Here is a 19,324-nt window from a genome sequence, read left to right as displayed (position 1 = left end):
ATTTCTGCAAAAAAACGCGGAAATACGGCAAATCGAACCCTTCGCTGTTCGATTCGCAACGACTGCATGACCTACATCCTGTAGGCCCGCGGATGTCACAAATTTTGAAAGGAGTTAATTCCCCAAAAGCGTAGGGTGCCCAAAGACCAGACGTGAGTTATGCTCAATTCAAAATCTGGACGCAATTCCGCCGAGGCGTAATTGATTGAAGGACTACTTTGCCGCTTAGCGCATAAGCTATGACGACAAGGGGGTTGATGGGGATGGGCCTATTTATGAACCGAGAAGACCATCCGGAAGTCTATACAAATGATTTGGGAAGCTTAGAGCCGAATAATCAAAGGATATCCACGATCGATCCGTTTACGGAGTGGGTAGCCGAACAGAAAGAAGCGAATCTGTCCCTGCAACGACAGCTCCATGATTTACAATCGTTACTGAAAGAACAGGACACGCGGCAGTCCACACAATTCCAAACAATCCACAACCGTCTGCATGGGTTGCATGAACGGGAAGTACGCCAACAACAATTCGAGAACGAGGTCATTGAATCATTCGTGCAACTACATGCCGAACATCACTCCTTCCAGCGTAAATTAGCTGAAGAACGTCAGTTCAACCGGACTGTTGCAAAACAAGTGGATCAAATAAGCCAGTCAACGAATGGAATAGCTGAGCGCTTGGAAGAAGTCGTCGTTGCCAATGACGTGATTACGAAAGACGTGAATGAACAACTTGTTGCGCAAAAACGGTTGTCCGAACAACTCATAAAGCAAGAAGATGCTCACGATGTATTGTTGGAGAGAATCGACAAACAAGAAGGCATGACGGAGAAGTTATTTGGACAAATGGATCATCTTCGTTCCATCCTTTATGAACGATCCACAATGTTAGCGGAAAAGATCGAAGGAAGTTATTTGACAACATTCCATTTCATATCCAAGTTATTGACGAGGCATGAACAGCCGACAGCCCGTTTTATGGTGAATCAGAAGCAAGATAAAAAAGAATGATGATTGAACGATAGAGTGAATGCATCCCACTTTGCAGAGTGAAATTGCACCAATCTACCCGGAAATCACAAATCGCTGCGTTATGAATAGTATAGGATGATTGCATAGCGACAGTATGGGGGGAGATTGTGTGACAAATCATAACCGTTGGGAGAACCATTGGCAACATCAGCAATATCGCCGAATTTCGATCGAGCAAGCGATGAACATAGCATTGCAGCGTGTGCCTGGGCATGTCGTGAAAGCTGAACTGGATTATGATGATGGGATGTTGGTTTATGAGATTGATATACGGACGGCAGAGGGGTATAAATACGAAGTGAAGGTGGACGCGAATACAGGCGCCATTCTTAGAGTTAAACTTGATTGATTCGCAACCAACAAAAAAGTCACAAACAGTAGAAAGTTCTGTTTGTGACTTTTTTGTTGGTTGAACAAGGTATTGATTCGGAAAAACAGTGCGTAGATTGAATGGCCATATGGAATAATTGGACGAATGTATAAGTTTGCGAAGGATGAAGAACACTTAGAGAATAGGGAGGTGTATATCACAAATGAATTTGGATGAAATGTGGGAACTGGATTTTTGGGAAATGATGTTAAGGACGACCATTTCGTTTTTTGTTTTGCTCATACTTGCTCGGCTAATGGGGAAAAAGCAGATTTCTCAACTGACATTTTTCCATTATGCTACGGGGATTACAATCGGTTCCATCGCTGCTGATATTGCCGGCGAATCAGAAACGCCTTTTTTGAATGGACTTATTGCAATGATATGGTGGGCGTTGCTAACAATATTGATGAATTATATATCGCTCAAATCGAAGAAAATCCGTGTCCTTCTTGATGATCAGCCAACAATTGTTATGCATGGTGGGAAATTACTTGAAAAAGGCATGAAAAAGGCTCGACTTGATCTTAACGAGTTGAATATGATGTTGCGGGAACAAGGGGTTTTTTCGATTAAAGACGTGGATTACGCCATATTGGAAACGAACGGCAACTTGAGTATTTTGAAAAAAGCCGGACTGGAACCTGCGACTAAAAAAGATGTGAATGCACCTATTACCCAGCCGAAATATATTCCTACTGAAATCATTTCAGATAGTAAAATCGTACAGAAAAACTTGAAGGAACTAGGGTTAACGGAAGAGTGGGTATATGAGCAGTTGAAAAAGCAAGGTATCGGTCGAATCGAGCAAGTCTATTATGCAGAAATCCAAGCCGACGGAAGTTTACATGTGGATACTCTTGCAGCGGAAAAAAAAGAAAAAGCGCCATAAAACGGATGTTTCCGTATTTATGACGCTTTTGTATTGAAAAAATGTTTACTGTTCGGCAACCCCGGGTAGAGTTGCAACGCCCGTTTCAATAGCGGCCTCGCTTACAGCGCGCGTAACAACTTCTGCAACCCGGTTATCAAATGGATTTGGAATGATAAATTCATCATTCATTTCTGCAACGTCAACAAGCGAAGCAATTGCATAGGTAGCGGCTAGCTTCATCTGTTCGTTAATTTCAGTTGCACGAACATTCAGTGCGCCTCTAAAGATGCCTGGGAACGCCAGAATATTGTTGACCTGATTTGGATAATCAGAACGTCCTGTCGCGATGATGCGAACGCCATATTCCTTGGCTTTGTCTTGAGCGATCTCAGGGTTCGGATTGGCGAGAGCAAAAACAATTGGATCGCGATCCATACTCGCGATAAGTTCTTTTGTCAATAAGTTGGCAACTGAAACGCCGATAAAGACATCTGCGCCTTGCATTGCATCGTGTAATGTTCCTTTAACTTGATTCGGGTTTGTAATCTCTGCCATCTCGTCTTTTACAGGATTCATCCCTTCAGGGCGCCCTTTGTAAATGGTCCCTTTTGAATCACAGAGGATGATTTCTTGGAAGCCAAGGTTTCGAAGATGCTTAACAATGGCGATTCCCGCTGCACCTGCTCCATTGACAACTATTTTAACGGCTGCAATTTCTTTGTTGACGACTTTCAATGCATTTATTAAACCTGCGGCTGCAACAATTGCAGTCCCATGCTGGTCATCATGGAAAACGGGGATATTACACTCTTCGCGTAGTCTGCTTTCAATTTCAAAGCAACGAGGCGCTGAAATGTCTTCTAAATTGATGCCTCCGAATGTAGGGCTAATCGCTTTAACCGTCCGCACGATTTCATCTACATCTTTTGTGTCCAAACAGATCGGAACGGAGTCGATATTGGCGAATCTTTTCAATAGCAATGATTTCCCTTCCATTACCGGTAGGGCAGCTTCTGGTCCAATATCACCCAATCCTAAAACGGCTGAACCGTCAGTCACTACTGCCACCAAGTTTCCTTTGATTGTATAGTCATAGACGGCTGAAGGGTTTTTGGCAATCTCTAAACAAGGTTCTGCAACTCCAGGTGAATAGGCCAAACTAAGGTCTATTTTATTTTCGAGCGGAACTTTGGATACAGTTTCCATTTTCCCTCTATGGATTTGGTGCATCTCTAATGACGTTTTATACTGAATTGACATTGTAAATACCTCGCCCCATTTAATATTTTTGTTTACAATACTAAATTTTTACCACGAAACCGAAAAAAACACAAGACAGAATATTCTGCCTGATCGATATAATTTAGAAATCAAGCGCTTTCAATTGCATAGAATCACTATTCTGTACTTTGAAAAAATAATTTAAAAAAGCGTATTGGAAAGTACCCAAATGACGCTGCATTTGTAATTCCGAAGCAATTTGAGGATAATGGAGAAGGAGAGAGAGGCGTATTGCAATGCAGAAGAATTGGAAGAATGTGTCTAGTAGAAATGCTGGCACTTTGGAATACACAGTTCAAGAAGAGATGGAATTATTACCATTTCTATTGAAGATGATGGCAAAAAACAGTCGGAATTCAGTGAAATCCATTCTTGCACGTGGACAAGTAACGGTCGATGGCAAAATGAGTAAACAGCATAATCATCTTCTGCGCGAGGGGCAAAAGGTTACCATTTTAAAAAACAAATCGGCAATGAATGAGACACAATTGATCGGCATCACAATTTTGCATGAAGATGAGGATATTATCGTCGTAAACAAAGAAGCCGGCCTTCTAACAATGGCTTCAAAAAACGAAAAAGAATTGACGGTATATCGTCAGCTGATGGAGTATATAAAAAAGACAGAACCGAGAAATCGGATTTTTATCGTTCATCGGCTGGATAGGGATACGTCGGGTGTATTACTGTTCGCCAAAAGCGAAAAAGTGAAAGAAGCGTTGCAGTCCAAATGGAATACAGTTGTAAAAGAGCGGATGTACATTGCGCTTGTCGAAGGGGTCGTGAGAAAGAAAGAAGCGACCATTACTTCCTGGTTGAAAGAAAGTAAAACATTTAAAGTGTATTCTAGTCCGAAGGATAATGGCGGCCAACGAGCAATTACCCATTACAAAACAATCCAAGCGTCGAAACAATTCACTTTACTGGAAGTCCATCTTGAAACAGGACGTAAAAACCAAATCCGTGTACATATGGAAACCATCGGCCATCCAATAGTTGGCGATAAGAAATACGGTTCTACAGTCAATCCGATTAAAAGGCTTGGTTTACATGCGGCCAAATTAACCATTTTACATCCTCGAACAGGACAGCTCGTTCATTATGAAGCGGCCGTACCTCGATCATTTTTTGTAAAATCAACATAATAGCATAAGAAAAGTGGAAATAAGAGGTGCGTACTCACGCACCTCTTATTCGTTTTATTGTAAGTGCTGATTTGGCATGGCCGGTTGTCCAACGGTTGCATAGGAATTCAGAAGTTGTTGCATGTCGGCTTGCGCAAGTTGTGGGATCTGATAATAATGATGTTTGTTTTGGTAAAGCGATAATTCATAAGCCATTTCAATACAGTTTGGAACGGAGTCGGCAAGTACGCGACGTACGACAGGGTTACAAGTTTCAGTTGCAGCCATCGTTTTCATGGATGCACCGGATTTTGCCGCTCCCAGTAAGAAGCCTGAAATGATCTGGTCGGAAAGCTCCGCTTCGGTCTGGATTGGTTTCGTCGGTTGCGCAGGCTTCATACCGTAGATGAAGTCATTTCCTGTTTTCATTTCATAACGGCCGGTCGGATGAGAGGGATCTCGCCCTGTTTTGAAACATTCGACCGTTATGTTGTATTCGTCTAAAGCAAAGCGATATTGACGATCCAAAATGTCCAGCAATTCCGGATCTTTGACATGCGGGCGTAATAGCATCATCTGATTCAAGGCTGCGACAGATCCAGATAAAGCTTCATGCACATCGAATAACTCATGTCCTCCATGGTTCATTTCTTGGGAAACGGGGCCTGTGTGCATATTTTCGTGCATTTGACCATCAAATTGGTTGTGAGTCAATCCATATACCTCCTAATTATCAAATCGTCATCACTGGTAGTATGGATGAGATAATGAAAAATATCCGAAAAAGCAAAAACCATTTCTATACAATTATATGCATAATCGCTTTCAAATAAAAATAAGCTTAAAGAGAGGATATTTTTGTCTATGAAAGGCGATGATAAATATGCAAATCCATGTCGTACAAAGAGGGCAAACATTATATGGCATTGCACAAGCTTACGGCATCACTTATCAGGATATTGCCAGTGCAAATGAAATACCGGATCCGTCACGGATTGTTGTTGGGCAAGCATTGGTTATTCCGATTACGGGCAGTTATCACTGGGTACAGCCCGGACAATCGCTTTATCTCATTACCGGACTCTATGGGATGACGGTGAACGAGCTGGCGACGATCAACCGGATACCTGTTTCGCGTCCCCTGCAAGTTGGCCAACGGTTATATATACCACCGAGACCCAAAAGACCAGCAGAATCATTGCTCTATGTAGAGCCCCGAACACCGGTTGCACAATCAATGATCGATGAAGTGAGGCGGCGCGTTAACGATTTGACCTATCTTGCGATGTTCAGTTATGAAGTGCAGCGGGATGGGACCTTAAAAGAACCCTCCATCGCGAATATCCCCGAAATTGCCCAATCGGCGGGTGTAGCGAATGCACTTGTCGTGAGTAATTTGGAAAACTTCGCTTTCAGTGCAGATCTTGCGCACGCTATCTTTACGGATGAAGCCGTTCAGGATCGTTTGTTTGACAATTTAATCCGAATCGCAAATGAAGTCGGTTATAAGGACATCCATTTTGATTTTGAATTATTATTTCCGGAAGACCGTGAACTTTATAACAATTTTTTACGCCGGGCGAGAGATCGATTCCATCCGGTCGGCCTCACATTATCGACCGCGCTTGCACCGAAAGCGAGCGATATCCGAACGGGGATTTACGGAGCCCATGATTATCAGGCGCATGGGCAAATTGTCGATTTTGTTTCACTGATGACCTATGAATGGGGTTATACGTACAGTGAACCACAAGCGGTGAGTCCGATCGGTCCGGTTCGGGCTGTCGTCCAATATGCAGTCAGTCAAATACCAAAAGAAAAAATTTTCCTAGGTCAAAATCTATATGGGTATGATTGGTCATCGCCGTTTCCTCCACAAGGCGGAGCCCCTGCGAGAGCGTTGAGCCCGCAACAAGCATTAGCGATTGCCGTTAATGAAGAGGTGGATATTGAATATGATTATGTAGCCCAGGCACCTCATTTTAACTACACGGATGCAAATGGCGTTCCTCATGAAGTATGGTTCGAGGATGCGCGGAGCATACAAGCTAAATTCGATCTCATAAAGGAGTTTGAGTTACGTGGGATCATGTATTGGAAACTCGGATTGGCTTTCCCACAAAATTGGCTATTGTTAACGGACAATTTTACGATACGAAAAATTACGTAAATCAAAAAAGTAGCCAAGGCAGATTGCCTTGGCTACATTATTTTTTATTCTTATTCTTTATTGATGTAGTTGATGAAGTTTTGAAGGAATTCGATGTCAGGATTGATAAGAAGCGCAGGCAAGAATGCGAAAGTCAAGACGAGCATGATAATGCCACCTATTGTTGCTCGGATAAATTTGCTGATTTTCATATTATTCTCCCTCTTTCTGTTCGTTGTTTTTCAAACCAATCCATCGGAAAGTGGATAGTGAATCCGCTTTCAAAAACATTTTGTTTGAATAGTTGAATAATACTCTCTTTTCCCGCAGAAGTAAATAAATTTTTTTTGGGTATACATAAAAACGACATAATCATACAGGTTCTGCGTGCCACACTTCAAAAAAATCTTGTGCTAACTCACATTTTCAGCGATAATACTAAGATACAAATTGTTTTGAAGTGTGAGAATTAGCTTGGTATTGGGGATAATACTACTATTACCCCTTTAACATATGAAATGAACATGAAAGGGATGTATGCGAATGACAAAGATGGATACTATGCAAGCAAACAATAAAAAAAGAGCAAATGATTATGTACACGAAGTATATGAATTACTGAAGAAAAGAAATCCGGATGAAAAGGAATTTTTGCAAGCTACTCGAGAAATTTTTGATTCCCTCCGCCCCGTCTTCTCCAAACATCCCGAATACATCGCCAACGGTATTTTAGAACGTATTACAGAACCAGAACGGATTATCATCTTTCGGGTTGCCTGGGAGGATGACCAAGGGAAGGTACATGTCAACCGTGGATTCCGGGTGCAGTTCAACAGTGATCTCGGACCTTATAAAGGGGGAATTCGTTTCCATCCATCCGTTAACAGCAGCATTATGAAGTTTTTGGCGTTCGAACAAATCTTCAAAAATGCATTGACGGGCCAGCCGATCGGTGCAGGTAAAGGGGGATCGGATTTTGATCCGAAAGGGAAGTCCGATCGGGAAATCATGCGATTCACGCAAAGTTTCACAACAGAATTGAGCAAACATATCGGACCGGATGTGGACGTTCCGGCAGGGGATATCGGTGTTGGACGCAGAGAAATCGGTTATATGTTCGGTCAATATAATCGTTTGAAAGGCGGTTATGAAGCGGGCGTTTTCACTGGTAAGGATCCGAATCATGGCGGAAGCCTTGGTCGTAAAGAGGCAACCGGTTATGGGACGGTCTATTTCGTAGAAGAAATGCTGAAAGAAAAAGGGTTAAGCTTTGAAGGTACGACTGTCGTTGTATCGGGTTCTGGGAACGTATCGACTTATGCGATCGAGAAAGCGATGCAACTCGGTGCAAAAGTGGTCGCTTGTAGTGATTCGAACGGTTATATCTACGATGAAAACGGCATTGACCTTGAAACGCTCAAACAGTTGAAAGAAGTGGAGAACAAGCGGATTTCAGAATACCTGAAATTCCATCCGGAAGCCAAATATGTGGAAAATTGTTCGGAGATCTGGACAATTCCTTGTGATATCGCGCTTCCTTGTGCGACGCAAAACGAGTTGGATGAAATTGCTGCTCAAATCCTAATTGCCAATGGTGTAAAGGCGATCGGTGAAGGTGCCAATATGCCATGTACACTCGAAGCGATGGCGGCTTTCCAAGAAAACAAAGTGCTCTTTGCCCCGGCAAAAGCGGCAAATGCCGGAGGGGTTGCAGTATCGGCAATGGAAATGTCCCAAAATAGTATGCGTCTCTCCTGGACGGTCGAAGAGGTGGACGAAAGACTGCAAGGTGTCATGAAAAACATTTATAACAGTTGCTTAGACGCTGCTGAGAGGTTTGGAGAGCCGGGCAATCTTGTAATGGGTGCAAACATTGCGGGCTTTTTGAAAGTGGCAGATGCCATGGTAGCACATGGTCTCAGTTAAGAGGATAAACAACAGAAGGGAAGCAGGTACACAACGATATAAGTTGTCTACCTGCTTTTTGTAAGTTGCACTATGGCTTCTCCCCTATCGTAGGGGCGGGGCTTTTTTAGGTGCAAACAAGTAAGGCTGATGCTTTTGTCTATATTGACTTTCTAGTTATATGGAATCATTTATTGGGATTAGGCGTATTTTTCCAATTAAGCTTTGAGGTTCAGCATAGCTTATGATAGTATGAAAAAATGTGAATATAGGAAAATTCTAATTTTAGGATGCCCTTCATTCACCAATGATAGGCAAGGGGGAGCAGTAGATGGAAGACACAGGTGTAAAGAGAAAATTTCCGAAATCAATCATTGTTTTGATTGTCACTGTGCTAGTCTTGATCGGCGGGAGTGCATCGGCATTTTTCATTTTGACAAAATCACCGAAAGTGCAGTACTTAACGGCGGAGGCCAAAACGTATAATCAAATGCGTACACTATTTGAGGAGCGTTATAAAAATGAAATGGATTGGGCCGAAGTGAAAGAAGAGAAGCCAGTTGAAACGACTTATGATCTTTCTGCAGAGTGGAATGATCCGTCTGTCGACTATGAAATGCAGGAAGTGCAAAGCATCATCAATAGTATCGTTATATCGATGAAGCAAGTGAATGATCCAGTGAAAAAAGAGATGGAATTCGGGCTGAGCGGTAAACTGGGAAGTGCATCCACAGGTTTTATAACGATGTATGCAACAACTGAGAAACTTCTGCTGTCACTACCGTTTGCAGATGAGCTGATACGCTTTGATGACAGCGATTATGGTAGACTTATGAAAGAAGTCGATGAAGATTACGATGGCAAAGAGACAATCGGTCTTCCGCATTTATTCGAAGATAATTATATAGTTGCTGAAGAACTACGTACATATTTAACAAAAGAGTATTTGGAGTATATTGTGAAAGAGTTACCTGAAGGGGCTTTTTCGAGTAATAAAGAAGAGCTGACTATTTTCGGTGAAAAGAAAAAGACGACGAAAGTGGTCATGGACTTATCTGAAGAACAAGTGAAAACACTGTTGAAGAATCTATTCGAAAAAGCGAAAAACGATGAGAAATTGAAAGAGGCTTTAGAAGAGCAGATTGCCTTTAGTTCGTTTGGTGAGGACGTCTCAAATTCAGAAGTAGCAGAAATGATGGAGGATTTCGAAAAGGCTCTTGTGGAAATCGTCGATGGTATTGATACATTGAGCATTCCAGATGGTCTTCAGTCGTCAATTTGGCATGATTCGAATATCATCGTGAAACGCGAATTCACGATGACGCTAGGGGAAGATAAGGACAGCACCGAAACAATGACAGTGGACGGTACTCAATTGCTGGAAAAAACACAGCAGAAATGGGATTATACAATCGCTGTGAAGGATTCCTTTGGCGAAGAAGAAACAGCAAAAGTCGAAGGCGATTTGTCATGGAAAGATCAAAAGTCGGATGACTCCATTTCCCTCACGTTCGATGATATGAAAATCGTCTATAAAGGTAAAGAAGAATTGAAAGATAATAAGCGGACATTTACCCGTTCATTCGGTCTGACGGATGGCGAAATCGACCCGGCTGTCATTTGGAGAGGGACGGCTACGTATGAAAAAGATTCAGCGAAAGTGGATCATGAATTTACAATCAGCGAAAAAAGTATTGGAGAAACACCTTTCAATCTGATGTTGAAACAGCAAGGAAAGATTGTAAAACAAGTTGAGATGCCGGAAGAAACAGATGATACGGTGAAAATTGGTGAAATGGATATGAACGAATTGCAAAGGTTTGTTGAATATGACCTCGGCAGGAAGTTCGAAGGCTGGCTCTATAGCTTAATGGGCGAGGTCGAAGGAGAACTATACGATTTTTAAGGGTTGAGTGAGATGCTGTCCATTGGAAGAATATTATTTTTCATGCAACAATATCATAAACAGTTGAAGAAGAAGTGGGGAACCCTTCTTCTTCTTTTTCTATTTCCGATTGTTTTAATTGGTCTATTGTTAGGATTGGTTGCGGGCTTGCTCCTACCAGAGGAAAATTCGCCGATCCGGGTTGCCTTGGTCGATGAGGATCAGACGAAGGAGTCCTTGCTATTCGGAATGCTTTTGGAAGAGAACGCTACGGGAAACCCTTTCCTGCAATTTGTTTCGCTAACCGAAGCGGATGCGGAAGAACTGATGGAGCGCAATGAAATCAGTACGTATTTTTCATTTCCAGAAGGGTTTACAGCGGATTTGTATGAGGGGAAGTCTGTAACAATCCCCATTGTCGGGAATCCGGCTAAGCAGACCGAAAGCTTTGTCGTTAAAGAGTTGGTGGAGAGTATGACTCGCTATATCGCGGCGGCGCAAGCCAATATCCTGACGATCAATGACTATGCGAAAAAGACGGATTTGTCAAAGCAGGAACGGCAGGAATTAATGTTTCAGCAGTTTATGGATTTTACGTTGTATACATTAGGAAAAGATAAACTACTTGATGAAGAAGTTATCACGAATGTAGCAACGTCATCACCGATGCATTATTACGTTTTAGCAGGCTGGTTTATCGTGCTGTCTGTATGGCTTCTCGCTATTTATAGTGTGCTAGGAAAAGAGGAACACCGCTCCATGGTCGTGCGGATGCAGTTATTCGGTGTGACGCTCTGGCAACGGCTTTTTGCACGCATGCTCGTTGTGTTAGCCTATAGCCTCGTCCTTGCAGCTGTGTTGTTTTTCATCATAGATCGAGTTGTGCGTTTTGAACTGTTTGCGATCGATTATGGCCGTTTTGGCTTGTTCACAGCACTTTATGGCCTATTGTTTGTAGTAGGTGCTGCCCTGATCGACGTTTGGGTGACATCCCGCAAAATGGGGCTCCTCTTACAAAGTCTCTTTCTGTTCCTGATGATTTTGACGAGCGGTGCACTCATTCCGACCTTGTATTTTCCGCAAGCGGTGCAAGGCCTATTACCGTATTTGTTTTCTTATGAAAGCATGCGGTGGATGATTGATATTGTGCTGGAAGGCCGGAATTATGCGGACTTTACGGCGCTCACGGTCTATGCAATTTCCGGTCTGGTGTTTGTATGGTGTTCAACACGCCTGAAAGAGGGGTGGGGACGTTGACAATAATTGTATCGACTCGGCTGATGCGATGGAAAAAAGAATGGAAAAGTCTATTGTTTTGGTTGATTTTTCCACTAATCATGACATTTGTGGTGCTGCAAAGTGTGGGGGCATGGCAAGCAGAAACGAAAGTGCCGATCGCACTTGTCGTCGAAGAGGAAACGGAAATGGTAACCCATCTCGTTGAAGAGATTGCCCAGTCGGAATTGCTGTTGATCCATTATATGGAGTTTGAAGAAGCATTGCATAAATTGGAACAGCATGAGCTGGATAGCGTCTTTGTCATCCGGGAAGGTTATGAGGATCATATATTGGCGAATCGGCGTAATCAACTGATTGAAGCGTATTCCTCCAATCGGTCGTTTGCCTACCGTACTGTTGTGGAAATGATCGCTTCCATTGCCCAGCAAGATGCGGCCCGTTCCAAAGCTGCATTTGTCATCAGACAATTGTACAAAGAGCATGGCATGGAAGACGAATGGAGCTATTCTGATATCATTGTGAGCAGTCAGGAACGGCAGCAAAATAAAGCTTTGCTGCAAACAAGCTTTAACTTTTACGCCCAAACAGACACTGGAGAAGAACAATTGGTGTCATTATTGTCTATAAAGGGCGTCTGGTCGTTTTTTGCATTGCTCACCACATTCTTCTTGTTTGATTGGGTCGTCAAAGAAAATCGGCCATCGCTACGACCTCGTTGGCATTTTGCACAACTTCCCTTTAAAACGTACGCATTCTGCACATTCTGGCTTTACTCAGTGTTACTCGTAATCGTGGATGTCGCTACAGTTGTGCTGTTGTCGACTTTCTATAAGGAGAACATCACCTTCATGGGAATCGTTTCACTGTTAACATTCCGGCTCACTATTAATTTGCTGGCGTTTTTACTAGCAACTGTCTTTGCCCAATCGTTTTTCTACTATATAACTGGAACGGCAGTCAGTTTGTTTCTCGTCGTCGGTGGCGGTGGCATAATCCCATTGGAAGGTATTACGCGTAAATGGCCATGGGTGGAACTGTGCAGCCCAGTGCAAGCCTTGTTAAGCGAGATGATCCCGGTCGCATGGCTAATTGTACTTACTGTCTTGCTGATTTTATGGTTTCAGAAAGGAAGAAAATCATATGCTTGAAGTTTCTGGCCTTAAGAAAAGGTATAAGGAGAAGACTGTTATCGATCAACTGTCATTTCAAATGCAACGGGGAGAAATTGTTGGCCTAGTTGGCGAAAATGGCGCGGGAAAATCGACCTTGCTGCAACTATTGGCAACCATCATGCAACCGACAGAAGGTGATATCCAGTTAGATGGGTTGTCCTATCGAAATGATCGTAAGAAAATTCGCAGGAAAATCGGCTATGTGCCGCAAGATATTTCGATTTGGGAAGAGTTCACGGTTGAAGAAAATATGTTGTTTTTTGAAAAACTGTCATGGAAAAGGCGGTCGAAAGAACAGTGCCGACAGCTGTGCTTGGACATGCAACTGACGCATTGGAAAGAAAGTGTTCAGTCCTTATCGGGCGGCATGAAACGAAAGTTGAATTTGGCCATCAGTTTGTTGCACGATCCGATGTTGCTATTGTTGGATGAACCGACAGTTGGCATTGATCTCAAATCGAAAACGGAAATCGGTACGTATTTGCATAGCTTAGCGAAAAATGAAGGGAAAATGATCATTTATACATCGCATGATATGGACGAAATCACCCATATTTGCGACCACGTCTATTCAATTGGAAAAGATCCATTTTACACGGAATTATTGAAGGGAAAAGGCGTAGCAGTTGAGGTCATCGCATGACTAAAGCAAGGAAAATCATATTGTTCGTCTGCCTACTTGTTGTGGCTCTTGGTATTTTGGGTTGGTGGATAACGGGGAAATGGATCGCTGATGGTTTGGAACCGTCAGCAGACGGTCGGAACGACTATGCGATCGTTTTGGGGGCAAAAGTGAAAAAAGATAGTCTGTCACTGTCTCTGCGCTATCGTTTGGATGCTGCGCTGGCCTATGCGAACGAATATCCCCATGTGACACTGATTTTATCCGGGGGACAAGGCTCGGATGAACCGATGAGTGAAGCGGAAGCGATGAGGCAGTTTTTAACGGAAAATGGCATTGTGGAAGAACGACTCATTTTGGAAACAGCCTCTACTTCAACCTTTGAAAATATTCTTTTCTCGAAAAAACTGCTGCCTCCTGACGTCGATGCCATCACAATCATTTCGAGTGATTTCCATCTGGCAAGAGCGAAAAAAATTGCCGAAAGCTTTCATCTCACACCTGATGTGGTGGCAGCCAAAACACCGAAAGTAGTAGAAGCAAAATCAAACGCCCGGGAGCGCATTGCCCTTGTGAAAACGTTGATTATGGGGAAATAAGAGCGCGGAATCATGAGATATAATACCAAAAGAGTACCCTTTAACTGCTGAAGGGTACTCTTTTTTAGGATGAATGCATGGCCAGTGGATATTTTGTATGGAAAGACAAGCATTAGGCAAGTTCCTCGTATTGGATCCGCTCGATAATCCTTCTTTTCCGGTACAGCATTTTGCCGGCTTCGGCGATATCGTTCACCGCAGCCCGGTTGATAAATGCACCAAATAACAGCCCTGCGATCGGAATCATTTGAAAAAGTTTTTTCCAACCGAATTGATCACGGAAATTGAACACGACTTCCCGCCAACCTTGAAGTTCAGATAGGACTTCCCGCTTCACGGATTCATCGTGCTGATCGAATTGAGACAATTGTGCTAGGATCGCTTGTTTCCCGACGATATCAGCGGAGACAAATTGCATGCACTTGACGATAAACAGCCGTTCTTCTTTTACACTTGGATCATAGCCATAGCAAATGGCGATATCCTGCAATGTTTTCAGTTGCAGTCCGAGGAGAACAGGGATGTCGATCGTTAATGTGAAAATGCCACCGACACCTGTACTGGCACCTTGGATCGTCGCAATGTTTTTTCGATTGACGGTGATCTTTTCTGCGGCTCCGTCCATTGCTGAAATCGGAAGTTTTTTCACATCTTCTACTGACGTTACAGCTAAATCGGAATAATAGGACGAGATTTTAGTAGTCGAACTTAAATAATTTCCGCCTGTTTGAATGTACTGACCAAGTTCATCCAGCAACTCGCCGATTTTCCTTTGGATAAATGCAGGGGTCCATTTGTCGATGAATTTAAATGGTAAACGTCCGATTTTTTCCCAAAACCATAGATCACTTTGGTCTTTTTCCCAAGCTTCAATCGTTTTTAATTCTTCTAGTAACCATTCTTGTGATTCTGCCAATGATCCTCTCACCTCATTCTTTGGATACAGTTCTATACGAAAGCCTCTAGTATAAAGTTTCATTTCCAATTTTCCACGAATCGGCCATTCGTATACAACCGACCGAGGTTCATAGTAGGTTGGAAATTGGGTGGAAAGTCGGTTTTTGATTTTCGAACGTTGCAATGTAGCGGAAACCGATCGCCTGGAACAACTCAAGGGATTCGCGGAATTGGAATGCGATGTCTTCGGGATTATGGGCATCCGAACCAAGCGTAATGATTTCACCCCCACATTGTTTGTACAGTTTCAAAATATCATCACTCGGCATGCCATTGGACAATCCATAACGAACGCCCGATGTATTCAATTCGATGCCTTTCCCTTCCGGAATGATGATGTTGAAAATGTCCGTTAGCACTGTGTGAAAATCATTGTCAACCCGTTCTTTTGCATAGCGTTTAATCAAGTCGACGTGCCCGAGTATATTGTATTGCTTAAAGTTTTTGACACAATAAAGCAGTTCATCATAATAAGCCGCAAATGCCTCTTCCATTGTCTTGCCGACGAAAATATCGCCGTAATGGAGCCCTTTCTTTTCAACTGTATGCATGGAGCAGATGATGAAATCGAAGGTTTCCTTGTCCAACAACGCCTCGTATTGACCAAGCAAATGAGGCTGTACCCCGATTTCCACTCCTTTTTTAATACGTAAACGTCCCTCATAGTTCGCTTGCATTTCTTTTACTTTACGATCGTAATCTTGTTTATCAAAATCGAAGACGATTGTCTCATCAGGGTAGTCATAATCGATATGATCCGTGAAACAAATCTCAGTGAGCCCCTTACGAATTGCGCCTTCGATCATTTCTTCCATGGAAGCGGTGCAGTCCGCAGAAAACGAACTATGCATGTGATAATCAAACAAAAAATTCATCTCCCTTGTTGACATTTGTTGTCTATACCTTTATAGTACTAAATAACTTTAGTCTAGTAAAGTGATAAAGCGAGGGTGGCAGAAATGGTCAAAAACGAAGTATATCCTGAAATGCTGTTAAGTGAAAATGAAAAGTTCGAACGCATTATTAAAACGATCCATAAGCGTTTTACAACATACGGCTATAAGCGCATTAAAACGTCCGCTTTCGAACAATACGATTTATACACCAAAGTGAATAGTTCGATCAATCAAAATGAAATGGTGAAAGTGATCGATCGAACCGGGGAAGTGCTCGTTATGCGTCCGGATGTCACGATTCCGATAACGCGGGAACTGGCACAGAATTTCCCGAGTTTAGCAAGTGAACTTCGCTATTTTTACGTACAAGAAGTGTTCAGACAGCAAATTGATCGCAATGAAAGCATTGAAAGCACACAGGCAGGGATTGAATATTTCTGTCAAAGTTCACCGGAATCGGATGCGGAAGTCATCGCTCTTGCCTGTCATACGATGAAAGATCTCGGATTTTTAGATATCAAAATCGAATTGGGGCATGCGGCATTTTTTCAAGAAATCATCCAGAAATTATTGCTGACAGAGCAACAGATCGATCAGTTGAGAGCCTTGATTCAAGCGAAGAATGTCGTTGAACTTGGTCCTTATCTCGCAAGTCTTGATGTTGATCGTGAAATCCGGGACATCATTGAACAGATTCCTTTTCTATACGGCAATCCCGAAGAGGTCTATGAGCGGATAAAAGGGGTCGTCCTGTCACAGGAAATGCAAGAGACGCTGGATTATTTGATGGCCGTTTACGATATTTTAAAGATGTATGGCTTGGACCAATATCTCATTATCGATTTAGGGCTAATCAATCATATGGACTACTACTCTGGTGTGATTTTCCAAGGGTATGTAGAAAAGTTTGGTAAACCGGTTTTAATGGGCGGTCGCTATGACCGATTAGGGGACGAATTCGGGGCGAAGCTGCCGGCAATCGGATTTGCATGTGAAATTGAGTCACTTGTCAAAGCAACGGAAAGCAGGGACATTTCTTCTCGCTCATTGATCGATGTGAAAATCATCTATGAAACAACACAATTAGCAGAAGCCATTGCCATTGCCAATGAGTTGCGGGAGCGTAATTATAGTGTCGTTTCATTGCCCGTACGAAAAGAGCAGGAGATCAGGCAAGGGAGTGTCTGTACAATCCGGTTGGAAACGGAAAAGAACGCGCTATTCTATAAAGAAAAAACGATCTATTTCAAAGATTTGAATGAGCTCGTCGATTTACTTGTTGGGGTGAAGGGAGCAACGAATTAAATGACACAATTGACCATTGCCATGGGAAAAGGAAGGACAGCGGATCGGGCGATGAAGCTGTTTGAACAAGTCGGCATCCGCTTTTCCGATTACCATGATAAGAGCAGGAAACTCGTGATTTATGATGATGACAACAAAGTGAAACTTATCTTCGTTAAGGCGGTTGACGTCCCGACATACGTCGAAAATGGTGCCGCGGATATCGGAATCGTCGGCAAGGATACGATTATGGAAGATCCGGTCGATGTCTATGAATTGATGGATCTTGGCATTGGTAAATGCATTGTGGCCGTAGCGGGCTTTCCTGAGAAGGAATTTACAAATGGTGCCCCGTTGACGGTCGCTTCCAAATATCCGACGATAGCAAAAGACTATTTCAACGGGCAAGGCATTCGGGTCGAGACAATCAAATTGAATGGATCGATTGAACTGGCTCCTCTCATTGGACTGGCCGATGTCATTGTCGATATCGTTGAAACGGGAACGACGTTAAAAGAGAATGGCTTAGTCGTCCTTGAAAAGATTGCGGACGTCAGTGCCCGAGTTATTGTTAACAAAGCGAGCTATGCGACGAAAACGAGCCAAATCCAGCAATTCATCGGGGATTTGAAAGCAGCATTGGAGTGAAGGCGTATGAGAATCGTAACGATGGAGCAATACAGTTTAGAAAATAAGCAAGGAAATGGGTTTCAGCAAAATGATTTTGAGTTGGATAAAACGGTGCTCGGAATTATCGAAACAGTTCGTGAACAAGGTGATCAAGCGTTAAAAGAATATACGGAAAAATTTGATGGTGTCAGCTTGGAAGACTTGATTGTGACACCAGAAGAATTTGAGCAAGCACAGAAGCAGATGACAGAGGAGTTCCGTACCGGATTGCAGAAAGCGAAGGAAAGGATTACGGCTTTTCATGAAGAGCAGAAAGAAAAATCCTGGTTCATTCAGCAAGAGAAAGGCATTTTGCTCGGACAGCAAGTGACTCCTTTGGATAGTGTAGGCATCTACGTACCGGGTGGAAAAGCGGCTTATCCATCGACTGTTCTGATGAATGCCATCCCAGCAAAAATTGCAGGTGTCGGGCGAATTGCGATGGTGACTCCGCCCCAGAAGGACGGAACGGTGAACCCACATGTTCTTGTCGCCGCACAAGAAGCGGGAGTGGACGTGGTGTATAAGATCGGCGGAGCTCAAGCGATTGCAGCGCTTGCCTATGGGACGGAAACCGTGCAAAAAGTGATGAAGATCACGGGACCGGGTAATGCGTTTGTCGCGCGTGCGAAAAAGTGGGTATTCGGGGATGTGGCGATCGATATGATTGCCGGTCCGAGTGAAATTTGCGTCGTGGCAGATGACAGTGCGGCACCTGAATTTGTCGCAGCGGATCTCTTATCGCAGGCGGAGCATGATGAGCGCGCGACAGCGATTTGTGTGACGACAAGCAGCGTTTTTGCTGAAGCGCTCCAACAAGAAGTGGCAGCACAGATCGAACAAGCGGATCGTAAGTTGATTATTGAGCAATCGATTACAGATAATGGACGAATCATTTTGGTCGATACCTTGGAGGAAGCGTTCCAGTTTGTCAACGAGCTGGCTCCAGAACATTTACAGCTGATGGTGGACAATCCGATGGAACAGTTGCCGTTCATTCGCAATGCAGGAGCCATTTTCCTCGGCAACTATTCACCGGAAGCATTGGGCGATTATATGGCTGGTCCGAATCATACGCTGCCAACGAGTGGGACAGCGGCATTTTCTTCGCCACTTGGCGTCTATGACTTTATGAAAAGATCAAGCATTATTCATTACACTGAACTAGCGCTGCAAGATGTGGCCAATGACATTATCACCATTGCGAATGCGGAAGGCTTAACGGCCCACGCTTATTCGATTCAAGTGAGAAAGGCGGATTAAC

At 43.2% G+C, this 19,324-nt stretch carries 19 protein-coding genes; 14 read left to right on the top strand and 5 right to left on the bottom strand.

The features are described from left to right. Positions 1-263: 263 nt before the first annotated feature. From ACFPRA_RS17100 to ACFPRA_RS17090, 3 genes are all read left to right on the top strand, one after another. Positions 264-1,013 (top strand): hypothetical protein, encoded by a 750-nt coding sequence (locus tag ACFPRA_RS17100; RefSeq protein WP_381437372.1) that lies wholly within the window; start codon positions 264-266, stop codon positions 1,011-1,013. A gap of 130 nt (positions 1,014-1,143) precedes the next feature. Continuing rightward, positions 1,144-1,383, top strand: coding sequence for a PepSY domain-containing protein (locus ACFPRA_RS17095; RefSeq protein ID WP_381437370.1), 240 nt, complete (start codon positions 1,144-1,146; stop codon positions 1,381-1,383). Positions 1,384-1,567: 184 nt separating this feature from the next. After that, the gene (locus ACFPRA_RS17090) at positions 1,568-2,296 is read left to right on the top strand and encodes a YetF domain-containing protein (protein ID WP_381437367.1); all 729 of its coding nucleotides are present in this window, start codon (positions 1,568-1,570) and stop codon (positions 2,294-2,296) included. A 45-nt stretch (positions 2,297-2,341) separates the two neighbouring features. Here the strand turns inward: ACFPRA_RS17090 and ACFPRA_RS17085 are convergent, their stop codons facing one another. Continuing rightward, positions 2,342-3,538 (bottom strand): NAD(P)-dependent malic enzyme, encoded by a 1,197-nt coding sequence (locus ACFPRA_RS17085; protein WP_381437365.1) that lies wholly within the window; start codon positions 3,536-3,538, stop codon positions 2,342-2,344. A 257-nt stretch (positions 3,539-3,795) separates the two neighbouring features. On the opposite strand from ACFPRA_RS17085, the gene ACFPRA_RS17080 reads away from it, so the two are divergent. Further along, positions 3,796-4,704 (top strand): RluA family pseudouridine synthase, encoded by a 909-nt coding sequence (locus ACFPRA_RS17080; RefSeq protein WP_381437362.1) that lies wholly within the window; start codon positions 3,796-3,798, stop codon positions 4,702-4,704. A gap of 54 nt (positions 4,705-4,758) precedes the next feature. On the opposite strand, the gene ACFPRA_RS17075 is transcribed toward ACFPRA_RS17080, so the two are convergent. Then, a complete protein-coding gene (locus ACFPRA_RS17075; protein ID WP_381437360.1) occupies positions 4,759-5,397 on the bottom strand; it encodes a spore coat protein in 639 nt (212 codons plus the stop codon). A gap of 169 nt (positions 5,398-5,566) precedes the next feature. On the opposite strand from ACFPRA_RS17075, the gene ACFPRA_RS17070 reads away from it, so the two are divergent. After that, on the top strand, positions 5,567-6,853 hold the full coding sequence (locus ACFPRA_RS17070) for a LysM peptidoglycan-binding domain-containing protein (protein WP_381437358.1): 1,287 nt from the start codon (positions 5,567-5,569) through the stop codon (positions 6,851-6,853). A 50-nt stretch (positions 6,854-6,903) separates the two neighbouring features. On the opposite strand, the gene ACFPRA_RS17065 is transcribed toward ACFPRA_RS17070, so the two are convergent. Continuing rightward, entirely contained in the window at positions 6,904-7,044 is a 141-nt protein-coding gene (locus ACFPRA_RS17065) for a hypothetical protein (protein WP_381437356.1), read from the bottom strand. Between the two features lie 331 nt (positions 7,045-7,375). Between ACFPRA_RS17065 and gdhA the strand changes: the two genes are divergently transcribed. The 6 genes from gdhA to ACFPRA_RS17035 all read left to right on the top strand — a co-directional run bounded on the left by gdhA (position 7,376) and on the right by ACFPRA_RS17035 (position 14,254). Beyond that, entirely contained in the window at positions 7,376-8,758 is a 1,383-nt protein-coding gene (gene gdhA, locus ACFPRA_RS17060; protein ID WP_381437354.1) for an NADP-specific glutamate dehydrogenase, read from the top strand. A 310-nt stretch (positions 8,759-9,068) separates the two neighbouring features. Further along, positions 9,069-10,643: a hypothetical protein gene (locus ACFPRA_RS17055; protein WP_381437352.1), complete on the top strand. Its 1,575-nt coding sequence runs from the start codon at positions 9,069-9,071 to the stop codon at positions 10,641-10,643. 12 nt (positions 10,644-10,655) lie between these two features. Beyond that, positions 10,656-11,879 (top strand): ABC transporter permease, encoded by a 1,224-nt coding sequence (locus ACFPRA_RS17050; RefSeq protein WP_381437350.1) that lies wholly within the window; start codon positions 10,656-10,658, stop codon positions 11,877-11,879. After that, entirely contained in the window at positions 11,876-13,009 is a 1,134-nt protein-coding gene (locus ACFPRA_RS17045) for an ABC transporter permease (protein ID WP_381437348.1), read from the top strand. Before ACFPRA_RS17050 ends, ACFPRA_RS17045 begins: the two co-directional genes overlap by 4 nt. Next, complete coding sequence (locus ACFPRA_RS17040) at positions 13,002-13,676, top strand: ABC transporter ATP-binding protein (RefSeq protein ID WP_381437345.1); 675 nt, start codon at positions 13,002-13,004, stop codon at positions 13,674-13,676. The genes ACFPRA_RS17045 and ACFPRA_RS17040 overlap by 8 nt, the downstream gene beginning before the upstream one ends. Then, complete coding sequence (locus ACFPRA_RS17035; RefSeq protein WP_381437343.1) at positions 13,673-14,254, top strand: YdcF family protein; 582 nt, start codon at positions 13,673-13,675, stop codon at positions 14,252-14,254. The genes ACFPRA_RS17040 and ACFPRA_RS17035 overlap by 4 nt, the downstream gene beginning before the upstream one ends. 112 nt (positions 14,255-14,366) lie before the next feature. Here the strand turns inward: ACFPRA_RS17035 and ACFPRA_RS17030 are convergent, their stop codons facing one another. Both ACFPRA_RS17030 and ACFPRA_RS17025 read right to left on the bottom strand, forming a co-directional pair. Then, positions 14,367-15,170, bottom strand: a complete 804-nt coding sequence (locus tag ACFPRA_RS17030) for an EcsC family protein (protein ID WP_381437341.1) — start codon at positions 15,168-15,170, stop codon at positions 14,367-14,369. Positions 15,171-15,279: 109 nt separating this feature from the next. Beyond that, positions 15,280-16,086, bottom strand: coding sequence for a histidinol-phosphatase HisJ family protein (locus tag ACFPRA_RS17025; RefSeq protein WP_381437339.1), 807 nt, complete (start codon positions 16,084-16,086; stop codon positions 15,280-15,282). An 84-nt stretch (positions 16,087-16,170) separates the two neighbouring features. On the opposite strand from ACFPRA_RS17025, the gene hisZ reads away from it, so the two are divergent. Genes hisZ through hisD form a run of 3 tightly spaced genes read left to right on the top strand, consistent with a single transcriptional unit; the run spans position 16,171 to position 19,323 of the window. After that, the gene (gene hisZ, locus ACFPRA_RS17020) at positions 16,171-17,412 is read left to right on the top strand and encodes an ATP phosphoribosyltransferase regulatory subunit (RefSeq protein WP_381437337.1); all 1,242 of its coding nucleotides are present in this window, start codon (positions 16,171-16,173) and stop codon (positions 17,410-17,412) included. Beyond that, the gene (gene hisG, locus ACFPRA_RS17015) at positions 17,413-18,039 is read left to right on the top strand and encodes an ATP phosphoribosyltransferase (RefSeq protein WP_381437335.1); all 627 of its coding nucleotides are present in this window, start codon (positions 17,413-17,415) and stop codon (positions 18,037-18,039) included. It abuts the gene before it with no gap. A 6-nt stretch (positions 18,040-18,045) separates the two neighbouring features. Then, the gene (gene hisD / locus ACFPRA_RS17010; protein WP_381437333.1) at positions 18,046-19,323 is read left to right on the top strand and encodes a histidinol dehydrogenase; all 1,278 of its coding nucleotides are present in this window, start codon (positions 18,046-18,048) and stop codon (positions 19,321-19,323) included. Position 19,324: the final 1 nt, after the last annotated feature.

It is taken from the genome of Sporosarcina soli, assembly GCF_042655805.1.
Classification (GTDB): domain Bacteria; phylum Bacillota; class Bacilli; order Bacillales_A; family Planococcaceae; genus Sporosarcina; species Sporosarcina soli.
This window is presented reverse-complemented; position numbering and strand designations above follow the sequence as displayed.

What these genes read in the sequence shown, in the direction of transcription:
- ACFPRA_RS17085 (WP_381437365.1), bottom strand. Translation starts at nt 3,538, where the DNA reads ATGTCAATTCAGTATAAAACGTCATTAGAGATGCACCAAATCCATAGA.
- ACFPRA_RS17040 (WP_381437345.1), top strand. Translation starts at nt 13,002, where the DNA reads ATGCTTGAAGTTTCTGGCCTTAAGAAAAGGTATAAGGAGAAGACTGTT.
- ACFPRA_RS17035 (WP_381437343.1), top strand. Translation starts at nt 13,673, where the DNA reads ATGACTAAAGCAAGGAAAATCATATTGTTCGTCTGCCTACTTGTTGTG.
- hisZ (WP_381437337.1), top strand. Translation starts at nt 16,171, where the DNA reads ATGGTCAAAAACGAAGTATATCCTGAAATGCTGTTAAGTGAAAATGAA.
- ACFPRA_RS17065 (WP_381437356.1), bottom strand. Translation starts at nt 7,044, where the DNA reads ATGAAAATCAGCAAATTTATCCGAGCAACAATAGGTGGCATTATCATG.
- ACFPRA_RS17090 (WP_381437367.1), top strand. Translation starts at nt 1,568, where the DNA reads ATGAATTTGGATGAAATGTGGGAACTGGATTTTTGGGAAATGATGTTA.
- hisG (WP_381437335.1), top strand. Translation starts at nt 17,413, where the DNA reads ATGACACAATTGACCATTGCCATGGGAAAAGGAAGGACAGCGGATCGG.
- ACFPRA_RS17050 (WP_381437350.1), top strand. Translation starts at nt 10,656, where the DNA reads ATGCTGTCCATTGGAAGAATATTATTTTTCATGCAACAATATCATAAA.
- gdhA (WP_381437354.1), top strand. Translation starts at nt 7,376, where the DNA reads ATGACAAAGATGGATACTATGCAAGCAAACAATAAAAAAAGAGCAAAT.
- ACFPRA_RS17100 (WP_381437372.1), top strand. Translation starts at nt 264, where the DNA reads ATGGGCCTATTTATGAACCGAGAAGACCATCCGGAAGTCTATACAAAT.
- ACFPRA_RS17070 (WP_381437358.1), top strand. Translation starts at nt 5,567, where the DNA reads ATGCAAATCCATGTCGTACAAAGAGGGCAAACATTATATGGCATTGCA.
- ACFPRA_RS17080 (WP_381437362.1), top strand. Translation starts at nt 3,796, where the DNA reads ATGCAGAAGAATTGGAAGAATGTGTCTAGTAGAAATGCTGGCACTTTG.
- hisD (WP_381437333.1), top strand. Translation starts at nt 18,046, where the DNA reads ATGAGAATCGTAACGATGGAGCAATACAGTTTAGAAAATAAGCAAGGA.
- ACFPRA_RS17055 (WP_381437352.1), top strand. Translation starts at nt 9,069, where the DNA reads ATGGAAGACACAGGTGTAAAGAGAAAATTTCCGAAATCAATCATTGTT.
- ACFPRA_RS17025 (WP_381437339.1), bottom strand. Translation starts at nt 16,086, where the DNA reads ATGAATTTTTTGTTTGATTATCACATGCATAGTTCGTTTTCTGCGGAC.